At 48.5% G+C, this 24,328-nt stretch carries 18 protein-coding genes; 8 read left to right on the top strand and 10 right to left on the bottom strand.

Annotation, left to right across the window (positions count from 1 at the left end; genetic code table 11):
- Nucleotides 1-225: 225 nt before the first annotated feature.
- The gene (locus GWK09_RS00570; RefSeq protein WP_163691085.1) at nt 226-1,656 is read right to left on the bottom strand and encodes a fasciclin domain-containing protein; all 1,431 of its coding nucleotides are present in this window, start codon (nt 1,654-1,656) and stop codon (nt 226-228) included.
- 328 nt (nt 1,657-1,984) lie between these two features.
- Between GWK09_RS00570 and mnmA the strand changes: the two genes are divergently transcribed.
- Together mnmA and GWK09_RS00560 are read left to right on the top strand one after the other, a co-directional pair.
- Entirely contained in the window at nt 1,985-3,175 is a 1,191-nt protein-coding gene (gene mnmA, locus GWK09_RS00565) for a tRNA 2-thiouridine(34) synthase MnmA (protein WP_163691084.1), read from the top strand.
- 41 nt (nt 3,176-3,216) lie between these two features.
- Nucleotides 3,217-4,164 (top strand): NAD(P)H-dependent flavin oxidoreductase, encoded by a 948-nt coding sequence (locus GWK09_RS00560; protein WP_163691083.1) that lies wholly within the window; start codon nt 3,217-3,219, stop codon nt 4,162-4,164.
- A 14-nt stretch (nt 4,165-4,178) separates the two neighbouring features.
- On the opposite strand, the gene GWK09_RS00555 is transcribed toward GWK09_RS00560, so the two are convergent.
- The 4 genes from GWK09_RS00555 to GWK09_RS00540 all read right to left on the bottom strand — a co-directional run bounded on the left by GWK09_RS00555 (nt 4,179) and on the right by GWK09_RS00540 (nt 10,171).
- Nucleotides 4,179-5,909: a tetratricopeptide repeat protein gene (locus GWK09_RS00555; protein ID WP_163691082.1), complete on the bottom strand. Its 1,731-nt coding sequence runs from the start codon at nt 5,907-5,909 to the stop codon at nt 4,179-4,181.
- Between the two features lie 139 nt (nt 5,910-6,048).
- Nucleotides 6,049-8,244: a M28 family metallopeptidase gene (locus GWK09_RS00550; RefSeq protein ID WP_163691081.1), complete on the bottom strand. Its 2,196-nt coding sequence runs from the start codon at nt 8,242-8,244 to the stop codon at nt 6,049-6,051.
- An 84-nt stretch (nt 8,245-8,328) separates the two neighbouring features.
- Nucleotides 8,329-9,621, bottom strand: coding sequence for a Zn-dependent hydrolase (locus tag GWK09_RS00545; RefSeq protein ID WP_163691080.1), 1,293 nt, complete (start codon nt 9,619-9,621; stop codon nt 8,329-8,331).
- Between the two features lie 52 nt (nt 9,622-9,673).
- Nucleotides 9,674-10,171, bottom strand: coding sequence for a CIA30 family protein (locus GWK09_RS00540; RefSeq protein WP_163691079.1), 498 nt, complete (start codon nt 10,169-10,171; stop codon nt 9,674-9,676).
- Nucleotides 10,172-10,305: 134 nt separating this feature from the next.
- On the opposite strand from GWK09_RS00540, the gene GWK09_RS00535 reads away from it, so the two are divergent.
- Entirely contained in the window at nt 10,306-10,920 is a 615-nt protein-coding gene (locus GWK09_RS00535; protein ID WP_163691078.1) for a trimeric intracellular cation channel family protein, read from the top strand.
- Between the two features lie 36 nt (nt 10,921-10,956).
- Here the strand turns inward: GWK09_RS00535 and GWK09_RS00530 are convergent, their stop codons facing one another.
- Complete coding sequence (locus GWK09_RS00530) at nt 10,957-11,691, bottom strand: peptidylprolyl isomerase (protein ID WP_163691077.1); 735 nt, start codon at nt 11,689-11,691, stop codon at nt 10,957-10,959.
- 88 nt (nt 11,692-11,779) lie between these two features.
- Between GWK09_RS00530 and GWK09_RS00525 the strand changes: the two genes are divergently transcribed.
- Nucleotides 11,780-12,331: an NUDIX hydrolase gene (locus GWK09_RS00525; protein ID WP_317174483.1), complete on the top strand. Its 552-nt coding sequence runs from the start codon at nt 11,780-11,782 to the stop codon at nt 12,329-12,331.
- Between the two features lie 25 nt (nt 12,332-12,356).
- The gene (locus tag GWK09_RS00520; RefSeq protein WP_163691075.1) at nt 12,357-13,169 is read left to right on the top strand and encodes a lysophospholipid acyltransferase family protein; all 813 of its coding nucleotides are present in this window, start codon (nt 12,357-12,359) and stop codon (nt 13,167-13,169) included.
- On the opposite strand, the gene GWK09_RS00515 is transcribed toward GWK09_RS00520, so the two are convergent.
- From GWK09_RS00515 to xerD, 4 genes are all read right to left on the bottom strand, one after another.
- Nucleotides 13,166-13,819, bottom strand: coding sequence for a hypothetical protein (locus GWK09_RS00515; RefSeq protein WP_163691074.1), 654 nt, complete (start codon nt 13,817-13,819; stop codon nt 13,166-13,168). The genes GWK09_RS00520 and GWK09_RS00515 overlap by 4 nt on opposite strands.
- A gap of 4 nt (nt 13,820-13,823) precedes the next feature.
- Entirely contained in the window at nt 13,824-14,318 is a 495-nt protein-coding gene (locus tag GWK09_RS00510) for an RNA polymerase sigma factor (RefSeq protein ID WP_163691073.1), read from the bottom strand.
- A gap of 90 nt (nt 14,319-14,408) precedes the next feature.
- On the bottom strand, nt 14,409-15,833 hold the full coding sequence (locus GWK09_RS00505) for an amidohydrolase (RefSeq protein ID WP_163691072.1): 1,425 nt from the start codon (nt 15,831-15,833) through the stop codon (nt 14,409-14,411).
- An 89-nt stretch (nt 15,834-15,922) separates the two neighbouring features.
- Nucleotides 15,923-16,819: a site-specific tyrosine recombinase XerD gene (xerD, locus tag GWK09_RS00500; protein WP_163691071.1), complete on the bottom strand. Its 897-nt coding sequence runs from the start codon at nt 16,817-16,819 to the stop codon at nt 15,923-15,925.
- A gap of 125 nt (nt 16,820-16,944) precedes the next feature.
- Between xerD and GWK09_RS00495 the strand changes: the two genes are divergently transcribed.
- The 3 genes from GWK09_RS00495 to GWK09_RS00485 all read left to right on the top strand — a co-directional run bounded on the left by GWK09_RS00495 (nt 16,945) and on the right by GWK09_RS00485 (nt 23,916).
- Entirely contained in the window at nt 16,945-17,451 is a 507-nt protein-coding gene (locus tag GWK09_RS00495; RefSeq protein ID WP_163691070.1) for a hypothetical protein, read from the top strand.
- Between the two features lie 82 nt (nt 17,452-17,533).
- Nucleotides 17,534-17,953 carry a type II 3-dehydroquinate dehydratase gene (aroQ, locus tag GWK09_RS00490; RefSeq protein WP_163691069.1) on the top strand — a complete coding sequence of 140 codons (420 nt, stop codon included), beginning with the start codon at nt 17,534-17,536 and terminating at the stop codon, nt 17,951-17,953.
- A 389-nt stretch (nt 17,954-18,342) separates the two neighbouring features.
- Nucleotides 18,343-23,916, top strand: a complete 5,574-nt coding sequence (locus tag GWK09_RS00485; protein WP_163691068.1) for a S8 family serine peptidase — start codon at nt 18,343-18,345, stop codon at nt 23,914-23,916.
- Nucleotides 23,917-24,328: the final 412 nt, after the last annotated feature.

Here is a 24,328-nt window from a genome sequence, read left to right as displayed (position 1 = left end):
CCTCGAAAAAGGGAGCTTTTTTTTGTTGGCTATGTTTGGTAAGATTTGGGATTTCAAATATGCATTTTATAAATGCGAATTGAAAAGTAAAGTTGTCAAGCCATGGATTTTGTATGCTAAGGCATTTGAATCTGTTGTTAGCAATTCAACGTTTAAGGATTTCATCGTATTCAAAAAAAATGGCCGCAATTTTGCGGCCATTTTTAATGATCTGCAGGCGGTCTGTTAGAGATTCGGCAGAAGAACTTTATTCAAAACATGAATAACACCATTTCCTGCCTGAACATCCACGGCAATGATTCCAATATCAGTATTGCCCGCGCCATCAGTTACATCAGCAATATTGTCGCCTGTACCTGGTAACGATATAACTATACCATCTCCCTGTAGAGTTGTTGCAGGAGTGTCTCCATTTGGAGTTAGATCTCCTGAAGTAACATTCGCTTCGCTAACCACGTGATGTAATAGCACCTGCGTTAAAACTACTTCCCCAGGAATGGCATCCAGTGCAGCAAAGGCCTCATTGGTAGGGGCAAAAACGGTGAACTCAGGGTTAATACCATCTGCGTTGCTGCCTTCCGTTCTCGATAGAATATTGACAAAATCAGTACCTGGAGTTAGGGTGGTTAAAGCCTCGACTAAAGTAGAAAAATTAGGATCTGCAGCAGCAAAGGTAACCACCGTTGGGATATCAATTACGGTATTTACCGCATGTATGATCCCATTGGTTCCTACAATATCAGCAGTCGTTACAGTTGAAATTCCATTAAATACAACTCCATCAGTGGTATTGTAATACAAGCTTAAGGGGTTCATTCCGGGGCCTTCTGCACTGGTATTTGTATAACCTGCACCGCCGGCTACTAAATCAGCAGATGTAACAACTCCTCCAACAACATGGTTCAATAAAACCTGGGAAAGCACCGCTGTGTTTACGTTGCCCAGAGGCGTACCATCGAGGAATGTTTCAAAAGCGGCATTATCTGGAGCCAAAACGGTGAAAGGACCATCACCACTTAATACATCAATCAGATTACCATCAGCAGCACCCAATGCTGTTGCTAGGCTATCGAAAGAACGATTAGCAGCCGCATGCTGAAGAATGGAGGGTATTGGAATAACTGCGTCCACTATGTGAATAGTCCCGTTGGAAGCATCAATATCCGCTCCTCCATCTGTTACGGTCGCCACGTTGTTAAAGCGCACACCATTTGAAGCGTTAAAATAAATACTTATAAAATTTCCACCCGCTCCTGTTGCATTTGTACTAGCATAACCAGCGCCAAGGCTACTTAGATCAGAAGAAGTGATATCGGCAGAAATGACGTGATTCAACAATATTTCTGATAAGACATCCGTAGGGACGTCTTCCAGAGATGTAAAACCATTAGAGGCAAGAAAAGCAGTAAAAGCAGCATTCGTTGGTGCCAGAACGGTAAATGGACCGTCTCCGCTTAGGAGGTTTACTAAATTACCATCTGCTGCTTGCAGCGCAGAGACAAGAACAGATAATTCAGGAGTTCCTAAAGCGATTTCAACGATATTTTGTTGGGGGTCTACAATTACGGGTTCTCCGTCATCATCGGAACATGCACCTGTAAAGACCAATGCCAAAACCAGGGCAAAAGATTTAAGTAAAGTGGAAGTTGTTTTCATTTGTTTTTATTTAATTGTTATTAATGTTCAACGAAAGTACCATAAAGAATAAACAAAAAAATTTATTTATAAAATGTTTAACAAGTTGATTTTTTTTAAAATACTGATAATTAGTCTTTAAAATCCATTATTGCCTCGTATGAATCTATATTGCTTGCAAGATGTTTTTTTCATTGAAGGTTGCTTTTGTTTAATTATAAATAATAAAAGATTAACAAAAAACTACCTGAGGCCTAGGAGGATTTACGATAAACTTCCACCTCCTTACCGGCTGGTAATGGAGCGGCATCGACTATAATTTTGTATTTTTGCAGGGCGAAAAGTACCTATGAAAAAAGTAGTAGTCGGACTTTCAGGCGGAGTAGATAGCAGTGTGGCCGCGTACCTGCTTAAGCAGCAGGGATATGAGGTTATCGGCCTTTTTATGAAGAACTGGCATGACGATTCCGTGACCATCTCCAAGGAGTGCCCCTGGCTGGAGGACAGCAATGATGCCCTCATTGTGGCTGAAAAACTGGGCATACCCTTCCAGACCGTGGATCTGAGTGCGCAATACAAGGAACGGATCGTCGATTATATGTTCAGGGAATATGAGATGGGGCGCACACCCAACCCGGACGTACTCTGCAACAGGGAGATCAAGTTTGATGTCTTTATGAAGATCGCACTGGATCTGGGGGCTGATTATGTGGCGACCGGACATTATTGCCGAAAAGGAGAAACTTTGGATGATAACGGGAATGTGGCCTATCAACTTCTGTCTGGCATAGATCCCAACAAGGACCAGTCCTACTTCCTGTGCCAGCTTTCCCAGGAGCAGTTGGCCAGGACCTTATTTCCCATCGGTGAGCTTACGAAGCCCGAGGTGAGAAGAATCGCGGCTGAGAATCAGCTGGTGACTGCAGACAAAAAGGATTCTCAGGGCCTTTGTTTTATAGGAAAGGTGAGATTGCCGGATTTCCTTCAACAACAACTCAAACCTAAAAAGGGTGACATCGTAGAAGTTCCCGCTGATGCAAAATATTATCAAAAGGGTGATCCCGTTTTCGGCAATAAGAGGGAGGAACTCCATTTCCATTCAGAAAAACCGGATTATTCCCCTGATGACGGGAAAGTGGTAGGCATGCACCAGGGAGCGCACTATTTTACCATCGGGCAACGAAAAGGCCTGGATGTGGGCGGGACCCCTGAACCCCTTTTCGTAATAGGAACAGATGTGAACCGGAATGTGATCTATACGGGTCAGGGCAAAACCCATCCCGGATTGTTCCGCAGGACCCTTTTTGTAAAGGCTGAAGAACTGCATTGGGTGCGGCCCGATCTTGCCTTAAAATCCGATCAGACCCTGGAAGTAATGGCGCGTATTCGGTACAGGCAAGTCCTTCAAAAGGCAACCCTTTATCAGGTAGACCAGGGTATGTATGTCGACTTTGACGAAAAACAATCGGCCATCACAGAGGGTCAGTTCGTCGCCTGGTATTTGGGTGAGGAATTGATCGGATCCGGGGTGATTTCCTGAGGAAAATCGTATTTTTTCCCAATCTCTTGAATTTAAATGCCATGTCGAACAGAATCACTTCACTTTTCGGGATCAGGTATCCCATCATACAGGCCGGAATGATCTGGGCCAGCGGCTGGAGGCTGGCCTCGGCAGTTTCCAATTCGGGCGGACTAGGATTACTGGGTGCCGGCAGTATGTACCCGGACGTACTGAAGGAGCACATCGAAAAATGTAAAAAGGCGACCTCCCATCCCTTTGGGGTAAACGTTCCCATGCTCTACCCGGACATCGATAAGCTGATGGAGATCATTGTGGGAATGCAGGTTCCCATCGTCTTTACCTCTGCCGGCAACCCGGCTACCTGGACCTCCCATCTCAAAGAAAATGGGATAAAGGTCGCGCATGTGGTCAGCAGCGTGAAGTTTGCCCTCAAGGCGCAGCAGGCAGGGGTAGATGCCGTTGTGGCAGAAGGTTTTGAAGCCGGGGGCCACAATGGAAGGGACGAGACGACCACCCTTACCCTGATACCGGCCGTGAAGGAAAAGATCGAAATCCCGCTGATAGCTGCCGGGGGTATCGCTACGGGCAGGGCCATGCTGGCGGCCATGGTGCTCGGGGCAGATGGGGTGCAGGTCGGCAGTCGATTCGTAGCCTCCGATGAGGCTTCCTCTCACAGATCCTTTAAGGACCTGGTGGTAGCTGCAGGGGAAGGAGACACCCAGCTGACCTTGAAAGAACTCGCCCCGGTACGTATGCTCAAGAATGGCTTCTTCAACCAGGTACAGGAAGCCTACAGAAAATGCGCCTCCCCCGAAGAGCTCAGACAACTCCTCGGAAGGGCCAGGGCCAAGAGGGGAATGTTCGAGGGCGACCTGGAAGAAGGGGAGCTGGAGATCGGGCAGGTTTCAGCTTTGATCCACGACATACTTCCTGCCGCACAGATCGTTAAGGAAATGGTCAGGGAATTCGAGGAGGCCCGCAAATCGGTAGGAGGAATGCAGCTTTAAAAGTGATGATCTTCTTAAAATACCGATCGATTGATGGTGATATCTGCGTACTGCCACACCTTCTCAAATTCACTTTGGGTTTTTAGGGATTCTTCTTTTTTGCCCTGTGCCGACAAAGCATTTGATAGACCGTAAAGGGACCAGCCGTTTTGCCGAAGTCGACTTAAATCCTCCCTGTACACTTCCTCCGCTTCCCCATATTGTCCGAGATCCAGCAGTATAGCGCCGAGATTCTGCCTGGGGGGTACGTGCCAAGCAGATGGTTCGGTATAAGTGAGTGCGTCCTCTGCATCCACAGCTTGTCTTAGATGTTCAATGGCTTTTTGGGAATCTCCTTCCAGGTGAGCAAGTTCGCCGGCCACCACTTCATAAGCAACACGGGCAATGCGATCAGAAGAATTGTGGGCGGTTGCAATTATTGTAGCCGTTTGAGGGTCCTCCATGATCTCCTTTATAGCCATAAGTTCCTCCTTTGCTTCCTTTGGGTTTTTCTTGCGTACAAAAGCCAGCCCTCTGGCATAGTGCCTTATAAGTCTCAGGTGTACGATTCCTGAAGCCGGTGCGGGGTAGGTGAGTATATCATTCCATTTCCCAAATCGCACATAGGCCAGAAGAGGAGTGGCTGCAAAATCCTGGAGAAAGGTCAGATTCTTCATTTCCCCCTGGGGAACTTTCTCAGCCGTTTTTTTAGCAGCTGAAAGGGCTGTGTTGCTTTCCCCTATCAAACTGGAGGCAGACCAAAGAAAATGGATGTTGTGAGGATAATATCCCAGAGGGTAGAGTCCCTGGGAATAGCACTGAGAAATGTAATCCTCATCTGCAGCAATGGCCTTATGATTGGCCATGACAGCATCCTTGTAACGACCCACCCTGATAAAGATATGAGAGGGCATATGCACGAGATGACCTGCAGCCGGCATCAGTTCTCCAAGTACTTCGGCGCTGGGCACGCCTAAATCCGGCTTGGGAAGTTCCACTAAATGAATGTAGTAATGGTGCGCCCCGGGATGCAGCGGGTCAAGGAGAATAGCCTTCTCCAGGGCTTCTTTGGCATCAGAGGTGTAGGGCATGGGATTTCCTTGGGAATCCCAGTAATTCCAGGGCATCGTATTCATGGCCGCCTCGGCGAACATCGTATTGATATCGGCATTTTCAGGGAATGATGCCTTTACCTTTTCCATTTCCCTGAGATAATTTTCGTTCAGTAAAGACTGATCCGTATCCCAAATGTTGCTATAACGAGCATTCAATGACCGTATCAGAGCATCTTCAAGAGGTGTAGTCCCATCGATTTTTTGGTTCGCCTTCTCGAGGGACTTCCAGGCTGCTTCCTTTCTTTCCTGGTCAGGCAGGGGATCGTTGATATTAGGACCCAGGGCATACGCCTGGCCCCAGTATGCCATGGCATTATCCGGGTCCAGTCTGGCCGCTTCCATAAAGGAGCGGTGGGCTTCCGCATGGTTAAATGCGAACGCCAGCCTCATTCCCTGGTCGACGAATGCCTGAGATCTCAAGTTGCTGGTAGTTACAGGAAAAGTATAGGTCCCCAGGTTCTCGAATAACGGAGCGATCTGTTGTGTACTGTCAGTATTAGAAAGCAAGAACTTCGAGACGGTACATTTGATAGCTCCTATTGAAGCTTTTTCTCGTTTGGGTAAAATCTCTCGTCGTTCGGGAATTACCGCAAGGACAAATCCGAGGACCAGGAGAAACCCAGCCCATCTGAGTATGATTTTATTTTTCATGGTGGAAGGTTGTTGAGGAGCTGGAACCTCTGGGAGCAGGCAATGCAGGAATTATCCTTTCTCAAAAGGGTTCTAACTTACTGAAAGATAGTGATTTATTCCGTCATAAAAAATAAAATCTCAGATGCGTCCTTAGTGCCTACCTGCTCAGGGAGATCAAGGTCGACACCTGCTTCTCCATCTTGTCAAAAGTCTCCGATAATTTAACGATCTCTTCCTGTGCCTCCTCCCAGTTTTCCTGCTCAATGGCCTCCCGTACGCCCGGCAGGGTCTTTACTCCGTATCCCGTATAAAATCCGGGGGCGTACAGCTGATGCCTGAACCAGGGCCTCCTTGGGAGGCCAGACAGGTCTGTCAGGACCTGCTCTGTTCCCTGCAGGGCCGCATTCAATGCTTTTTGTTTCTCCACGGGCAAAGATTCCGGATTTAGAGATTCCAGTTCTTCAATTCGCTTGCCGAGTTTGGACAGGCTGTTCTGCAGAGGGGAGAAATCGAGAAAGGGGATCTCCTTCTTCTTTTTGGGTGGTGCCACGTTTTCAAGAGGGTCTGCGGCCAGGGCGAACGACTTCTTTTCCACCAGACCGTTATGGCGTTCTACGGCCTTTCTCATAGACTCCGTTTCCTTCATGACCTCATCCAGGTAACCCGCCACGGTCGAATGCCATTGTTTGAACTCGAACGGCAATACATCTGCATTGGCCATCCGGAGGACGATGCGCCCGGCCGTATTGGCCAGGGCCACCCCATAGGCGAATCCAGGATCCTTAAAGCGGGTATAGTGGGGATAGGTATCGTAGATCGTGTGGTATTCCCCACCGGCATTCTCTCCTCCAAATCCTATATTCAGGGAGGCAATCCCGGCGTGTTGGATAAATGGGGTGTAATCCGATCCCGAACCCAGGGCACTCAGTTCAAAACGATCATTGCCTCCGCCAGTCAGTTGTCTTGCGATTCTTCTTTCCTTGATGGAGACCCCGGTCTGGGGGTCTTTTACCGCCTCCGCTACTTCGGTAACCATAGCCTGAAGCGTATGGGAACCCCCCGCCCCGAAAAAGCCCCGGCCGTTGCTGTCGGTATTGATATAGGCTACGAGTTTGGCCTGCAATTCCTTTTCGTGGTCCTCGACCCATTCGGTAGACCCTATGAGCCCCGGTTCTTCTGCATCCCAGGCGGCATAGACAATCGTACGCTTAGGGCGCTTTCCCTGTTTCGCCAATTCCCCTATGACCCTGGCTTCCTCCATGACGGCCACCATCCCGCTCACAGGATCGTTGGCCCCGTGTACCCAGGCATCGTGGTGGTTTCCCCTCATGACCCATTGGTCCGGATAGGTGCTTCCTTTTAATTTTGCGATCACGTTATAGGCAGGGGTAATATTCCAGTCGAATTCGAGTTTGATGCGGACCCTTGCCGGACCGGGACCTACGTGGTAGGTGATAGGCAGCCCTCCTTTCCATGAATCGGGAGCAACCGGACCTTTTAAGGCAGACAACAGGGGCAGGGCGTCCTCATAGGAGATGGGAAGGACGGGGATCTTAGTGATGGTAGGGGCATCTTTCCGGTCGAGCCTCTTGGCATCCTTTTTTGCCGCATAGCCCGGGGTCAGGACATCCCCGGGATACAGGGGCATATCCATGACCGAACCTCGCTGCACGCCTGTCTTGTTCTTAAAAGCCCCTTCGGGATATACATCTCCACGAACATATCCGTCATCCTCTGGATCGGAGTAAATGATACAGCCTATGGCCCCCTTTTCAGCCGCTAGTTTTGGTTTGATGCCCCTCCAGGACCCGTAATATTTGGCAATTACGATCTTCCCTTTGACATCGATCCCCAGCTTTTCGAGTTCCTCGTAATCCTGGGGAATGCCATAATTGACGAAGACGAGTTCGGCTTCAACCTCCCCGTCCGTGGAAAAGGCATTATAGCTGGGCAGGAGTGCCTCTCCCTGAGCAGTGTAAGGATCCCCATCCACTGGAACGGCTGTAAGTTTGGCGCGATAGGCTTCAGGTGACAGCAATTCCAATTCCCTGACCTTTGGATAGGGGAAGAGAATGTGATATGTTTCGATTTGAGTATCGTACCCCCATGATCTGAACTGATCGGCCATCCATTCCGCATTCTTTTTTCCGTATTCGGTTCCCACCCAGTGGGGTTCTGCCGAGAGACGCTTCATCCAATTATCGAGGTTTTCAGCCTTCAGGCGGGATTCGAACTGGGCTTCCAATTCCAGTTGTGCCCCTGCATTCCCCGGTTTAAAGCCGATGATGGATTGGGCAAATATTCCCTGGCAAATAAAGAAAAGCAATGAGAGGGATAAGAATTTCTTGTTCATGGGATCTTGTGAATTAGATTGATTTACTTCGATTGATCACTATTGCAATTAAATAAATATGGTTAAACCAGACAAATGGGCCTTTCACCAGGATTCATCGATTTTGAGAATGGCGCGCAGCAACACATTGGCCCCATTGGCCATATCCTCAGGGCTCGTGTATTCCTTGGGGGAATGGCTGATGCCGTTCACACTGGGGACAAAGATCATTCCCACAGGGGTGATCCGGGACATATCCTGGGCATCGTGGCCTGCGCCACTCTGCATGTTTTTGGTGCTCAGCCCGAGTTCCCCGGCTGCTTCGGCTATGATCTTCCTGATCTCAGGATCCGTCAGGGCGGGAGACGGGTTGGCATCGATAGGGGAGAAGGAGAACGCGACGCCCATCTCCCTCTCTATCGCTTCTGCTCTCATTTTCATGGCTTTAAAAAGCCTGTCCATTTTTTCTGAAGACAGGTCTCGAATTTCCAGACTCATCTGTACCTCACCCGGTATAACATTAGGGGCACCCGGCAGGGCGCTGATACGGCCCACCGTACCTACCTGATTTCCCTTGACCTTCAAGGTCTCCTCATTGACGACAATAATGAACTTGGCCGCGGCCAGCAAGGCATCTTTCCTCAAATCCATAGGGGTGGTGCCCGCGTGGTTTGCGAACCCGCTGACCCTGACATCCCACCAGTTGATCCCGACGATCCCTTCCACAACCCCTATGTCTAAACCTTCTTTGTCGAGGATACCGCCCTGTTCAATGTGTAATTCTAGAAAAGCTGCCAGACTCCCTTCCGGTCTTTCTACCTCCGGGATCCGGTCTGCATTGCCTCCCAGCCTGTTGATGCCTTCCCGCATGGAATAACCGGTACTGTTGACCACGCCAAGGGCGTCTTCCTTTAGTTCCCCGACCAGGGCCCTGCTGCCCATTACACCGCCTTCCTCGTTGGAAAAGATGAAAACTTCCAGGGGATGTTCGGTCTTAATACCGGCCTCGTTTAGTGTGCGTATTACCTCTATAGCCGCAAGGGACCCCACACAACCGTCATAATTTCCACCATTGGGCACCATATCAATATGGGAACCGAAGCCGATGGGTTTCATCGATGAGTTTCTTCCTTTTCGTTTCCCGATGATATTCCCCGCAAAATCCACGCTTACTTCAAGGCCGCTTACCTGCATGAGAGAAATAATATAGGCACGCCCCTGCAGATCGGCATCGCTGAAAGCCACCCGATTGGTCTCCCCGTTCTCCATCATCCCGTGTTTGGCCAGCATGTAAATGGTGTCTTCCAATCGGTCCTGATCTACCTCAGGGATCTCCTGTGTATAGAGTTGGATGCTCACCAATAGTAAAAGACAAGGCACAAAGTTGTTCGATCTCATGACATGGGAATTTTAAACAAGATATAAAACTTATGTCAAGGGGATGGATAAATTATTTCAAAGAGATCTTGTCGATCTCGACCCTGAATTCCTCCGGTTTTTTGTTCCCGATCAGGATGGCCACCTCGCCCAGGGTCTTCCCGGGGTATGCAGGTTTGTCCAGCCGCCTTCCCCTGAATTGAGGGAGAAATTCGGAGAAAGGGATGCTGATCGTTTGCCAGTCGCCCGTAGTGTTGATCGTATGCGAATAGTTGTAAGACTGGGAGGAACTCGATTTTACGCGAATCTGATATTTTTTACCATCCCCTTTTAACCGGATCTCCAGGGAGGAATAATCGGTGACATCTTTAGGGCTGAAAGCATGTTGTGCCATGGTAAATCCACCGTTGTTCTCCAGGGATACAAAACCCGTAAATACACCATGTCCTGTTTCACTTAAAGTGATCCTGCCCTCAGACAGGCCGCCCATCACCCCGTCATTAATAATCCTCCATGTGTTCAGACTGGCCTGTTCAGAGAATTGAAAAAGGGTAAGTGTAACTTGTGACATAATGAGATATATTAGGAATTTCAGGACAGGCATACTGTCTGGGAGTTGATTGTGATCTATAAAAGTAAAAGTTCCCGGTTGAGTGTAGTGATGATCCGTACAATTTATACTTATTTTAACGCCAAAGACAAAATATGTTCTACCTGACCATCGACATCCTTGGAACCGTTGCCTTTGCCATTTCAGGCGTGCTGGTCGCCCTCGACAAGAAACTCGACCTCTTCGGTGTCTTTATCATCGCCTTCGTGACGGCTGTTGGAGGCGGAACACTCAGGGATATACTGATAGGTAATACACCTGTGGCCTGGATGCAGGCCCCGGTCTATACCTATACGATCCTGGGATCCGTGGTTTTTGCCATTGTCTTTCGGGAGCGATTGAGATACCTCAGGAAATCTTTGTTTCTGTTCGATACCATTGGGATCGGACTCTACACCCTGGTAGGAATAGAAAAGGGATTACAGGCAGAACTCATGCCCCTGATGTGTATAGCTCTTGGAACCATCACCGCGTGTTTTGGAGGGGTCATCAGGGATATCCTCTGCAATGAGATCCCTGTCATTTTCAGGAAGGAGATCTACGCCACGGCCTGTATCCTGGGCGGGGGGAGCTTTTTCCTGCTCAACCGACTTCCCATCATTGACGAATACGCCTACGCGGCCGCCATTGTAATTGTCATCGGGATCCGCCTGCTGGCCGTACGCTTCAGGATCGCCCTGCCGAGTATCTACCAGAGGGAAAGGGATTGAGAAGATAGTCCATACCCAAAGTAAAAGCCCGGTAATTTACTTAAGGATCTCCGCCTTTTTGATATAGATATTCTTAGACGGCCAGTCCCCGTCATCCACGGGTTGCTGGTTGATGAGGTCTACCACATCCATCCCTTCCACCACCCTGCCAAAGGGGGTGTAATTCCCGTCCAGGTGGTAAGAACCGGGGTCAGTGACCACGATGAAGAATTCATAAGGGCTGGCGAGCATATGGGGGTTATCGATCTCGCTGCTCGGCATGGAAATGGTACCCCTGTGATGCCTGTGTCCTTTCCGGGTATCCGGGGGCAGGAGGTAGCGTCCAATTTCCTTTCGTTTCCGCGCGGTCTCTAGATTGTCTGCATTCCCACCCTGTATGATAAAATCCTTGACCACCCTGTGGAACATGGTGTTGTTGAAATATCCCTTTTTGGTCAGGTATATGAAATTGGCCTTGTGGTAGGGAACATTGTCATAGAGTTCGACCGTAAAACTGCCCAGGCTGGTGGTGAGTTTCACACGGGTGGTGGGAAGGCCTTTCTGGTAATCGAAAAAGAAATCGATGGCATTCTCTTCCGTGAGCTCAAAAGGTTTCTCTGCCACTTCCATAGAGGTGGAATCCTTTTCTTGTGTTACTTTTGTAGCCTCCTTCAGGCTGTCACGGGTTACAGTTGCCTGTGGAGTTTCCGGACGCTCTTTAGGAGCCTCCCCGCACCCCAGGAAGAAAAGATAAAGGAGGAGAACAGGATATTTCAATTTTTGGATATACATGGATTTTAAGAATTTTGCCGAACAGATTCCAAAAATAAAAAATCTACCTCTTCCGGGCAGGCAAGCCCACTATAAATTGGCCCCGGAGATGAGGATACGCGAACTTGAGGCCGGTAAGATCGTTAAGAAGGACCCGAGGAGAGCAGGTGTCATGGCCCTTTTTTATCCGGACGAAGCCTCCCAGACTCGGTTGCTCCTGATCATGAGGAATTCTTATAATGGGATACACTCCAGACAGGTGGCATTTCCGGGAGGAAAACAGGAAAAAGAGGATGCATCCCTGCTGGCAACCGCCCTTCGGGAGACCTGGGAAGAAGTAGGAGCGATCCCTGAACAGGTAGAGGTGGTTCGGGAGGTGAGCGATGTGTACATCCCGCCGAGCAACTTCGAGGTAAGGCCTTTCGTGGGCTTGTATCACCGAACCAGACCCTTTGTCCTTCAGCCAGAAGAGGTGGACCACCTGATCGAGGTGCCCCTGATCCAGGTACTGGATGATGCCTTCCTTACATCCCAGATCCTTTCTACCTCCTATGCCAAAAACATAGAGGTCCCGGCATTCTATCTCCAGGGTTATACCGTCTGGGGGGCCACGGCCATGATGCTAAATGAAATCCGTGAATTGATTAAACAAGTGTTGTAATCCGAATTTTGTAGTTTTGTAGACTATGCCCTTATTCAAAAAGAACCCTTTCGGTCATATCCTCTTCATAAAGAAATGGCTCATCCGAGTCCTCGGCTTGATGACACATCAGCGCTATAAAGGATTTAACAAACTCGAGATCGACGGATCTGAGATCATCAGGGCATTGCCGGAGAGGAATGTACTTTTTGTGAGTAACCACCAGACCTATTTCGCAGACGTGGTCGCTATGTTTCACGTTTTCAATGCCTCCCTGAACGGAAGGTCAGACTCCATCAAGAACGTGGGCTATCTCTGGAATCCCAAGCTCAACATGTACTACGTGGCGGCGGCAGAAACCATGCGAAAGAGCCTGTTGACCAAGGTGCTGGCCTATGTGGGGTCCATCAGTATTGAGCGCACCTGGCGGGCCGACGGGCAGAACGTGAACAGGAAGGTTAAGTTTAGCGATATCTCCAATATAGGGAAGGCCCTTGCAGACGGCTGGGTCATCACCTTTCCCCAGGGAACGACGACTCCCTGGAAACCCTTGCGAAAGGGTACGGCACATATCATCAAAAAATACAAACCTGTGGTGGTTCCGGTTGTTATTGATGGTTTCAGACGTTCATTCGACAAAAAGGGGCTCTACGTTAAAAAGAAAGGTATTCTTCAATCCATGGTGATCAAGGAACCCCTTCAGATTGATTACGACAACGAATCTGTAGACGAGATCATCGAAAAACTGGAATACGCCATTGAACAACATCCTTCCTTCCTGAAAGTGATCCCCATGGAAGAACTCATGGCTTACGAAGAAGCCCATAAGGAGCGTATGTGGCGCAAGAAGAAAGCCTAGACTTCCAGCCTTTTCAATTCTGAATAATTTCTTCCGAGTTTCCTAAGGAGCAAGCCGTAGATGAGGAAGTAAATCAGCCCGAGAAGAGCGGTGCAGACCACCCCCATGGCTATCATGACTCCGGAGATCACGAATTTGAGTTGGCGTGTACTCATATCGACTGCCTTCTCCTCCAGTTTAAAAACGTGAAGAAAACTGTCCCCATCACTGAACAGAATTCCAACGGCTATAATTAAGAATGAGAGAAGGAAAAAAGACAATGCAAAAATAATGTAATTCTTGACCGTCTTCCGGGTACGGATGATCTTGTGCATTAGCTCTTTGGCATTGTCGAGTACAGAGATCTCCCGATACCTCCTGTAGAACTGGTATATGAAATAGAAAACGACGCTGTATTGTAAGACGGTGATAGCCAAGATCAGGTATTTCATTCCCAGACGTTCATACACCTCCATACCCTCTTTCGCAGAGGGGATAAGATAGAGTAGTTGGGGGAGGGCAAATTCCAATATACTGATGATAAAGATCCATTTGACGATGGAGGAGGAGCGCTTCCAGATCATGGCATGTAGCTCATCATAGGTCAGCTTAGGCAGCTTTTGTCCCTGTTTCTGCCAGTCTTTTTTCAGCAATTCCAATTCATCCATCATAGCGTCAGGGATTGAGAATGGTTCGTAACTTCGTTTTTACCCTATTCATTTTCACACGTGCATTCACTTCGGAGATCCCCAGCGTTTCCGAGATCTCGCTGTAATTCTTGTCCTCGAGGTACAGAAATACCAGCGCCTTGTCTATGTCACCCAGCTGCCTGATCGCATCGTACATCAATGTCAGCTGTTTTTCTTCCTCCGGGTCGTATTCATCAGCCTTGATCTTGAAGATCACCGAATCAAAATCCTGTGTAAGCACTCTTTTTTTGGACTTCCTGTACAGGGTTATAGCGGTATTCAGGGCCACGCGGTACATCCATGTGCTGAATTTGGATTCCCCCCGGAATTTTGGATAGGCTTTCCAGAGCTGAATGGTAATTTCCTGAAAGAGATCATTATGCGATTCACGGTCGTGCGTGTATAGACTACACACTTTGTGAACAATGTTCTGATTGTTCTCCAGTTCTGTAATGAATTGGTGTTCCAGTTCCTTGTTCACTCTGTAGCTGGTGTCACTAGGATTAGTATCGATTTCCCCGACTTAGTTACAGCAAGGGATAAAAAAGTTGAGCTGTTTGCTCACAGCCATTTAATCTCTATAGTTCAGTGCGGGTTCCCGGTCTCCCAACAAGGGGATATATTTGAAATCCGCACCCCGCCTTACCAGGAATTCCTGCCGGGCCTTTTCTACGAGAGCGGTGTTTTTAAAGAGTTCCATGGCCGTAAGTGTCAGGGTTTTGGCGGCAACCATCATACCCTTACTGCCGATGGATGTGCCTCCTGCGGCTACGGCCTGCCAGCTGTGGGCCGGGGTTCCCGGTACCCAGGTGGCCGCCCTAAGCCCCACGGTGGGAACGGCAAAGCTCACATCTCCCACATCTGTGGAACCTGAGGCCCTGGCCGTGGTCTCATAGGGTTGTACGGTAGAAGCGGTCTTCTCGTCCAGGGCATCATAACCTAAGGTCTTTGAGATCTTTTCGGCAAAGGCCCTTTCCTCAGGGGAGTAGGTGATCCCTCCCACCTGGGCCAGCTGGTCGTACATCACCTTTTGAAGGGTCAGGTTTGGCAGGAGTTCGTGGGTTCCCCCTATCATTTCGTAATCCATGGTCGTGCCCGTCCCGAGGGCAGCACCTTCAGCGGCCTTAACGATCCTGTCAAAGATCTCGATCACCACATCCCGGGAGTAATGCCGGGCATAATAATAGACCTCGGCAAAGTTTGGGACCACGTTCGGGGCCTTTCCACCGTCGGTGATCACGTAGTGGATCCGGGCTTCCTGCGGAATGTGTTCCCGCATCATATTGACCATCGCATTCATAGCCTCCACCCCGTCCAGGGCAGACCGACCTTTTTCGGGGGCTCCTGCCGCATGAGCAGATACGCCGTAAAAGCGGAATTTGGCCGACTTGTTCGCGAGGGCGGCACCGGCACTGGCGGCATTGGATGCCCCCGGATGCCAGTGAAGAGCGACGTCCACATCCTTGAACAACCCTTCCCTTACCATATAGACCTTTCCGCTTCCGCCTTCCTCTGCCGGACAACCGTAGAAGCGAATGGTGCCTTTGATCTTGTTCTCCTGCATCCAGTCCTTCACTGCGATCGCCGCGGCCGCGGAAGCCGTGCCGAAGAGGTGGTGTCCGCAAGCATGGCCTGCAGCTTTGCCTGCCGATTGCTGCATGGGTACCGCTGCCTGTGATAGCCCGGGGAGGGCGTCATATTCCCCAAGAACGGCTATGACAGGGGAACCACTTCCATATTCTGCAATAAAGGAAGTGGGAATTCCGGCAACCCCTTTTTCTATGCGGAAGCCTTCAGCCGCTAGGGTAGATTGTAGCAAGGCAGCGCTTTGCTCTTCCTGATATCCCATCTCGGCAAGATCCCATATCTCCCTGGCAATTTCTCCATATCGGGTGGCCTGTGCATCCAGTTTTTGAATAACCGCTTTGCTGTCTTTCTGAGCCAGTAGGGTGAATCCGCAAATCAGGGTCAGTCCCGCGAGGTATAAGTTTCTCATAGGTATTTGAATTTTGTGGAAGCTAAAGATATAAAATGACACCTTATGATAAGACCCATAAAGTTCTATTTCTTGCAAGAGCAGCCCCGTTATCGCCTTGGATGGTATTTTTCCAGTACGCTGGAAAGGTGCCTGCGGTCTACGTGCATATAGATCTCGGTGGTCGTGATACTCTCGTGTCCGAGCATTTGCTGTATGGCCCTGAGGTCTGCCCCGTTCTCCAGCAGATGGGTGGCAAAGGAATGGCGAAAGGTATGCGGACTGATGGTTTTCCGGAGGCCGATCTTTTCCCCCAGGTCCCTGATGATGGTAAAGATCATCGCCCTGCTAAGGCCTCTTCCCCTTCTGTTGAGGAATAGGATATCCTCATGCCCTTTATCAATTTCCTGGTGTACGCGTACCTGATGGCGGTACAACTCAATATATTTTTGATTGACACCCCCGATAGGTACAAAGCGCTGCTTGTTTCCCTTTCCGGTGACCCGTATAAAATCTTCCTCAAAGAAAAGGTCCGAGATACGCAGTTGCACGAGTTCCGAGACCCGCAATCCACATCCGTAAAGGGTCTCGAGCATAGCCCTGTTCCGCTCTCCTTCCGGTTTGGAGAGGTCAATAGCCCTGATAAGGCTGTCAATTTCCTCCACCGAGAGGGTATCGGGCAGTTTCCTTCCAAGTTTAGGGGATTCGATGAGTTCCATGGGGTTATCCTTCCTGTGCTGCTCGAAGGTGAGGTAGTTAAAAAAGCTGTTCAACCCTGAGATGATCCTGGCCTGGGAACGGGGAGCGACCGATTTCCCGAGTTCGTAGACAAAAGCGGACAAGGTTTCCTGATCTATGGAAAGAGGGGAGGGCATGTCTGTATCTCCTTCGATAAAACCAATGAGTTTTTCCACATCCCTCTGATAATTCTGCAGGGTGTTCTCCGAAAGTCCGCGTTCCAGTTTCAGGTATTTGCGGTAATCCTGGATGGCCTGTTCCCATTTCATGAAATAAAGATAGGACGTTCAGCGTTTACAATGGGTATAACCAATCGGGATCCGTCCTATAATCTTGCGAAAGCAGGAAGATGGTAGGAGATTCCAAAGATGATAAAACAAAAAACCAACAAGACATGAAGTGTAAAATCCTCGTTCTGACCGCCCTGATTTTCGGATCTCTCACCTATGCCCAGGAAGGGATCAAGATCGGCATACAGGGAAGTTTTCCCTTTAACGATTTCAAAGACGCCGTCGTTTTATCGGCTGCAGTGGATGTGGGCTATATGCACGCCCTTGGGGAGGTGGTGGATGCCGGAGTGATGACCGGGTTTATCAATGGATTTCCAGACAATTTTGACGGGGGACCCGACCTGCCGAACATACAGTTCCTGCCCCTGGCCGGTTCCTTCAGAATCTGGCCCTCGAATTCCTTTTCTTTCGGAGGGGATGCAGGATATGCCGTTGGGATCAATGACGGCAATGACGGCGGACTCTACTACCGACCCGTGATCGGATATCTCTTCGGGACCAATACAGAGGTAAATCTTTCCTATACCGGCATACAGCTCGACGGGGCCACCTGGTCTACCGTGAATGTGGGCATTATGCACACAATTCAGGTGAGGCCGAGGAGGCTTTAACGCCTCTATCCTTAATTCAGTACTCGATTTCAACTAGCACAGCCTTTTTGCACTTGGAAAAGGATTCCTTACATTTAGCCTCGTGAAGATCATGATCATCAACGGTCCCAACCTCAATTTGCTTGGTAAGAGGCAACCCGACGTTTACGGGCATACCTCCTTCGAGGATTATTTCGCCAGCCTGCAGATGAAATACAAGGAAGTACAGCTAGCCTATTTCCAATCCAATATTGAGGGGGAGATCATCGATAAGATACAGGAAGTGGGGTTCTCGTACGACGGGATCATTCTGAACGCTGCCGCTTATACCCACACCTCAGTGGGCATAGGGGATGCTGTAAAAGCCATTACAACACCGGTAGTGGAGGTACATATCTCAAACACCTTTGCGAGGGAGGATTTCCGGCATGTATCCTATATATCTCCGGGGGCCAGGGGGGTAATCCTTGGGTTCGGACTTTCAAGCTATGATCTCGCTATTCGGAGTTTTATCGTCGAATAGGGATTTATCTTGTCAAGATTAAGTAAATCCTTACTTTTTAGAGATTTTACGTGGTCATATGCAAAGTTTTGCTTACTTTCATAATCATAAACCCCTGTTTTACCGTTCCTTATATCAGACATGCTTTCTGAGTGAGGTCAGAATTCCGCCTTCTATGCAGCTTGATAACTGATAAACCATCATCAAGTCTGTAGCCGTGCTCTGGTCTGAAAAGCCAAAAAACCAACCAGATGAATCGGTACCCCACTCCAAGTAGAGCGAAGAGATTACTTTGCCTTGTACTCCCTTTTTTCATTACTGCTTTATATTTGACTCCTTTGCAAGCTCAGAAGGGAAAATCAAAGAATAATAAACGTGCGGATATCACAGTTTCATCCTGCTTACAGGACATGGGAAACGGAATGTTGCGCGTCAATTTCAGCTACAACAATCCCAATGATGAAGAGGTCACTGTTGCTAATGGGCTGAGTAAGCTGGTCATTCAGAGGGGAAAGAAGAGAACAACCTCTTTCGCTCTCAACGTTTTTCAGCCGGGAGAAGTAGAAAATGCTTTTTTTGTCGATTTCTATGAGATGGAATTTGTGGAATGGACAGTAAAGAACCCAGGTGGGAAAACAAAAAAATCAAGGGCCAGTAGTAATTCTCCACTATGTCCTGATCCTCCGGTGATCATCCCGGTTTATGGACAGCAAGGCGGTAAGTCGGGCACTCCCCTCGGATTGGAGCTCACCTCCCTGGCCGAAGGTAATGCCGGGGACGAACCTTCTAAGATCATATATCAGATCAATGCCCAGGAGGAGGTACTGATCGAGATAGTTCCTGCTACAGGACAAATGCAAAATGTCCTCAATATCCTCAGTAATGCTTACGGAAGATCGTATGATCAAGATCCTATGAATACGGATTTTGTCGTGGATCCTCAACGTATCGTTTCCGAAGGCTTTGCCACCATTGATGTATTCTTCCCTATCAACCAATTATTGTCATTGAACGCAGAACCCAACATCAACTTTATTAGGCCCCTGTACACCCCGATAAGGCTTGAAGGTATTGTTACGTCTCAGGGAGATGTGGCCATGCTTACCGATGCTGTACGAGAAGCATTTGTCGTCGGGAGGGAGGAGGATGGTACCCCCATTAAAGTGGATGGAAGAGGCGTCAAAATAGGGGTGATTTCAGATAGTTTTGACAAACAACCCTTCAGTGCAGGACAACCATCAAGGGCTGCGGTAGATGTACAGAATGGAGATCTCCCAGGCACGGATAATCCTAATGGCTATCTCACCCCTGTGGATGTGATCAAGGATTTTCCCTACGGAGTGGCCAGCGATGAAGGCCGGGCCATGTTGCAGATCGTTCACGATATTGCCCCGGGGGCCGAATTGGCTTTTAGCACAGGGGTTTTGTCCCCCAGGGATTTTGCCCTGGCCATTCAGGACCTCGCCGCCGCCGGGTGCGACATCATCACCGATGATATCACCTATCCTTTTGAACCATTTTTTGGGGAAGGTCAAATCTCTGACGCTATCAGAGAGTTCACCAGCGGGGAAGGGAGCGAAGGAAATGCCTATTTCACCTCTGCCGGGAATTTCTCCGATCGGGGGTACCAAAGTCTATTTGTTCCCTCTTCAGGTCCGCCCCAGACAAATATTCCTGCTCTAGCTGATGCTACTGCTCATGTATTCGGTACAAATCCGGATTCTTCAGAGGATGTCCTTCAGCAGATAAACGTTGTACCGGGCACTTACATGATCGTCCTTCAGTGGGCAGAAGGATTGGCTTCTCAGAATAACAACACTGGTGCAACCACTGACCTGGATATATTCCTCGTGGATGACGATGGGAATCTTATTGTCGGGAATAATAGGATCAATACCAATGGAGACGCGGCAGAGGTACTGGTTTTCCAGGCCACCGGAACGGGTACAGCCAATATACTGATCACCAGGTCCAGCGCTTCAGGACCGTTAACGGGCCCACTTCCCATGCGCTACATCGCTTTTAGGACCAGCAGTGATGCCGGAACTGCAGACGGTTTGCAATTCCTGGAATACGATCAGGGAGCCCCTACGGTCAGTGGTCATGCCATGACTCCTGAGGCCATTACGGTGGGGGCAATAGATTACAGGGTGGCTTTGAACCCCAGTGCACAGGATTTCTCATCTTATGCCGGGATTCTGGAAAACAATCAACTTCTGGAGGTCGATATATCTGCACCCGATGGAGGAAATACCAATGTGGGGTCAATAGGCCAGGACATTGCTTCGGATGAGGATTCCTTTCCGAATTTCTTCGGGACCTCCGCTGCCGCACCCCATGCAGCGGCTGCTTTCGCCCTTTTGAAGTCTGCCATTTCGGCCTGGTATCCGGAAGGGGGATTGCCGGTAGAAACTTCGGTAATATCCAATCTGCTGGCCGATCAATTGCTGCAGGTATTTAAGACTACCTCTGTCCCGGCCGGCCTGCAGGAGAATGCCGGTATCGGCCTGATCAATGCCCAGGCAGCCTTCCAGTTGTTGGCTTCTCAGACTGCAGTGCTTACCGGCCTGGCAGTAGAAGAGGGAAAAATACCGAGCCAGGACACCTTTGAAGTGACCATCAATGGGAGGTATTTTCCAACCTCGGAACCACCCACGGTGATCTTCGACAACCAGGAACTGGAGGTCATGGAAGGCAATACAGATACCGAGATCAAGGCGATTGTCGGTCCTTTTGCCGGAAATCCGGAGCTTTTTGTCCTAACCAATGGGAAGACCCCCCAGGGTATTGACGGAGGCCTTTCCAATGGCCTTACCTTTTTCTCAGATGGTAAGATTGCCCTGAATATCATTGCCGAGGATATAGAGATTGAGTTTGGAGATGCTTACGAATTCACTTTCAGGGTTGAGGGCTTGCCTGAACCATACTCTGGAGGTATCCCAGAGGGTGAAACACTTAACTCTGTTTTGGCAGACTTAGGTTTACCATTGCTACCGGAAATTGAAGTCAATTCCACGGCTACAGGGCCTTTTCCGGATGTAAATTCCTATGTGATTTCACCGAATTTTGTAGAAGTGGTATCCCAGGAACAAAAAGACGCCTATCAGCTTAATTTGATAAATGGAGTGCAACGAGTAATCAAAAGGGATCTAATTATCAAACCCTTTGATGCCAGCATTACATATGGGGAAGCAATCCTTCCAATACTAGATTATCAATACAATTCCGAGGGAATTGAAAACAATGGTGATTTTCTCAGTGCTATCCAGTCGGCACATGCTCAAGATTTCTTTGAGGACAATGTCCTTGCTCTGATCAATAGAGCCAGGGCACTTGTCAATACAGAAATTCTGGATTTATTGAATTCAGGTAGTTGGATGGCTACGGAAAATACGATCAACAATAGGGCCAGGGCTCTGGTCAATGAACTAAGCGTTGTTGATTTAGATCTGCAGGTATTTGAAAATTATTTGACAAACCGGGCCAGGGCCCTGGTCAATGAAGAAACAGGTGCCTTTAGTGCGGTAGTTAACGGGGAGGATCTTTTGTCAGGAAATGTCACATTTAACAACCGAGCCAGGGCTCTTGTCAATGATAGCGGATTAGGATCTGATGATGACGGCAACGAATACGGATCAGTTTTTGCCATCCTCGATTTAACAGATGACGATGAAGATGGAGGCTCAGTAGATAAATTCTTTTCTCTAAATCTAATTAGTGGAATTGAGGTGACTATCGGTGATGAAGATCGGCATTATATTTATCCTGGTGCATTTTTAGCCCCGATAGCAGCCAACTTTAATATTACTTATGACTCTGCTAGGCTGGGTGTCGAACCGGCCATCCTTCAAGTTCAAACACCAGACCTGGAGATAGAGTTCGGAACAGAGATATCGAATGCGATTATTGACGACCTCCTGTCAGTATGCGATTGTCCCGGTGTCAGTATTGAGGGTTTTGTATACGACGAAGATACGCAGTCGGTTTTCCCGCAAGGGTTCCTGTATATCCTTGAGGATACGACTAATCCGGAGTCACAATTTATTCTCGGAGAGGAGGAAGGACAGATCATATCTGCAGGCCAGTATTTCATCAAAATTGCAGGTCCTCAGAATTACACCCTCGATTTTGGAGAAGTTTTAGGCGTACTCACGATAGTCAAAAAGGAATTGATCGTAAGCGGCAATAATGATGGGGCACCCCTTGAGGTTGTTTACGGAAATGCGCTCTCTTCTGAAGTGTTAGATCAGTTTGTCCTGATCAGTGGTTTGGAAGAAGGAGAGATCACCGAGGTTTTCCCGGACGGCGTGATCCCTTATTTCCTGGAATCGGTCGGGGAAGAGCCTGAAACCTTCCAGATCGATGATCTGATCGGCACAGGGGAGTATTTCGTCAGGATCGAGATGCCTGCGAGTAATTATGAACTCATATATGTGGACCCACTGCTCATCAGGGTATTACCTGCAGAACTCTTGGTAGAAATACAGCAGTCGGGTCCAGTAGCCTACGGAGAGAATACGGCCGGCATCCCCTTTAACATCTTCATAAACGGATTTGTAGGAGAGGATACCCAATCGGATATATTTCCTGATGGAGTAGTTCCTGATTACTTTGAAGCAGTCAGTGAGGAGGTTCCCGAAGGAGAAGAGAGGACTCGCATCGAACCCGGAGATCCGATAGAAGCAGGTGAATACTTTATCAGGGTGGACAGACCGCAGAACTATTCCATATTCTACGGTGAAGGTCACGGTACCCTGACCGTTGAAAAGGCCGCTCTGAATGTCTGTATTGCTGATATAGAGATCCGTGACGGAGAACGTCTTTTCCCGGAAGATATCGCGTTACAGGGAATCACAGGCTTTGTTTATGAAGACAGCCTGGAGAGTGTTTTCCCTGACGGGATCACCTATGAAGTAAATGGGGAAATTCTTACGGAGGAAGGTTTGCTGCTGCCAGAGGGTACGTACTCGATTTCGATCAATGACGAAGGGTTGATGAATTATGTTCTTGTTGATGGCACTACATGCAGCGGCACGGGTAAGGTAAACGTAACGCCTTGCGGTGATGCGGCAGTACTTACTTTTGATTCTTTTCAACTGGTCTCGGGTACGGACAAACAGCAAGAAGCGGTGTATCGGTATTCTCAGGTTTCCCCGGGAATAGATGCCCTTGTGACCATTGTCGAGAAGACGGGCGCACATATCACTCAATTTGACAGGAATAATTCTGACAACCGGGAGGATTTTAAACCTGAAATTCGTTTTGAGCAAAATAATGGAGGACCTGAACCTTTCGCGAGGTTCCGCTTTGAATTTGTTGAATCCGGTTCAGATAATCCTGTCAACATTCAAAATCTGGTTCTCGGTTTATTGGATATTGACGGCACAAACCAGTATCAGGAATTCAACGCCATTACACTTCCAGACGGGTATACCGTAAACGATCCCAAAAGAATCCAGGATCCTTTTATGAGTGGCATCAATGGGGATCTCCTGAGGATCAACGGATCAGATACCTCCGATGGAGGTGTTTCCAATAGCAATCCAAAGATCAATGTGGAAGTACAATTCGCCTCCGCCACCGGATTCGATTTCATTTTCGGTGCCAGGTGTGATTCTGACGGATACTTTAATACGGGGTCTTCCAGGCTGGCAGCCATTCAGTTTTCATGCCTGAATAATTTCGCTAATCCGGTAACCACCGTACTGAGCGGAACTGGAACACAGGGTGGTTTCCCAGAAGATGCAGGAGTTGTATATCCGAATCCGGTTTCATCTATCCTCTTCGTGGAAACAGAGTCTATTTCCTTAGGCAGGGTGGAGATCAGGGATCTGGTATGGGGGCATGTACTCCTCTCCCAGAATTTTGATTCATTTTCTTCTTCACCCCTTGAACTGGACCTTACCGGACTTCCTGCCGGGCTCTATGCTTTGAGAATTATTGGTGAAGGTCGTATTTTGGAGTACAAGATCTTTAAGGAATAGCAGGTGATATGGTCTAAAAAACTCAGGATTTTCGGCTCAGAAGTGGTCTTCCTGCTATTTTGCAGGTCGGCAGCTATCGCTCAGGAATCCCTCAGCAAGAAGTTGCCCGTGAAGGTTAATGCGATATCTGGAGGAATGCATAAGACAGGTAAATAAGTATATTTTGAATCTCAAAAGGAAGGAACAGGCCATATGTTAAGATGCGATTGACTAACAATCATAGAGACAAGGCAACATTCTGATTTTGAATTTGGACCACTTGTACGCCAAGAGATTTATTTGGGGTTCTCAGGCAGAGGTATTCTCAGGCTTCATAATGAATATAGGGCATCGTTAATGTGATAGTTCAGATCTTACAGGAAAGCGTAAACAATGAGATATAGATTTTGTTCAACCAAGGTAATAGGGATGT

This window comes from Muriicola jejuensis (assembly GCF_010671595.1).
Lineage (GTDB): Bacteria > Bacteroidota > Bacteroidia > Flavobacteriales > Flavobacteriaceae > Muriicola > Muriicola jejuensis.
This window is presented reverse-complemented; position numbering and strand designations above follow the sequence as displayed.

Coding starts and splice junctions, on each gene's coding strand:
- GWK09_RS00495 (WP_163691070.1), top strand. CDS start 16,945: ATGAAGTGTAAAATCCTCGTTCTGACCGCCCTGATTTTCGGATCTCTC.
- GWK09_RS00540 (WP_163691079.1), bottom strand. CDS start 10,171: ATGTCACAAGTTACACTTACCCTTTTTCAATTCTCTGAACAGGCCAGT.
- GWK09_RS00485 (WP_163691068.1), top strand. CDS start 18,343: ATGGGAAACGGAATGTTGCGCGTCAATTTCAGCTACAACAATCCCAAT.
- GWK09_RS00530 (WP_163691077.1), bottom strand. CDS start 11,691: ATGTATATCCAAAAATTGAAATATCCTGTTCTCCTCCTTTATCTTTTC.
- GWK09_RS00515 (WP_163691074.1), bottom strand. CDS start 13,819: ATGATGGATGAATTGGAATTGCTGAAAAAAGACTGGCAGAAACAGGGA.
- GWK09_RS00550 (WP_163691081.1), bottom strand. CDS start 8,244: ATGAACAAGAAATTCTTATCCCTCTCATTGCTTTTCTTTATTTGCCAG.
- GWK09_RS00555 (WP_163691082.1), bottom strand. CDS start 5,909: ATGAAAAATAAAATCATACTCAGATGGGCTGGGTTTCTCCTGGTCCTC.
- GWK09_RS00545 (WP_163691080.1), bottom strand. CDS start 9,621: ATGAGATCGAACAACTTTGTGCCTTGTCTTTTACTATTGGTGAGCATC.
- GWK09_RS00505 (WP_163691072.1), bottom strand. CDS start 15,833: ATGAGAAACTTATACCTCGCGGGACTGACCCTGATTTGCGGATTCACC.
- GWK09_RS00535 (WP_163691078.1), top strand. CDS start 10,306: ATGTTCTACCTGACCATCGACATCCTTGGAACCGTTGCCTTTGCCATT.
- GWK09_RS00520 (WP_163691075.1), top strand. CDS start 12,357: ATGCCCTTATTCAAAAAGAACCCTTTCGGTCATATCCTCTTCATAAAG.
- xerD (WP_163691071.1), bottom strand. CDS start 16,819: ATGAAATGGGAACAGGCCATCCAGGATTACCGCAAATACCTGAAACTG.
- mnmA (WP_163691084.1), top strand. CDS start 1,985: ATGAAAAAAGTAGTAGTCGGACTTTCAGGCGGAGTAGATAGCAGTGTG.
- GWK09_RS00560 (WP_163691083.1), top strand. CDS start 3,217: ATGTCGAACAGAATCACTTCACTTTTCGGGATCAGGTATCCCATCATA.
- GWK09_RS00570 (WP_163691085.1), bottom strand. CDS start 1,656: ATGAAAACAACTTCCACTTTACTTAAATCTTTTGCCCTGGTTTTGGCA.
- GWK09_RS00525 (WP_317174483.1), top strand. CDS start 11,780: ATGAGGATACGCGAACTTGAGGCCGGTAAGATCGTTAAGAAGGACCCG.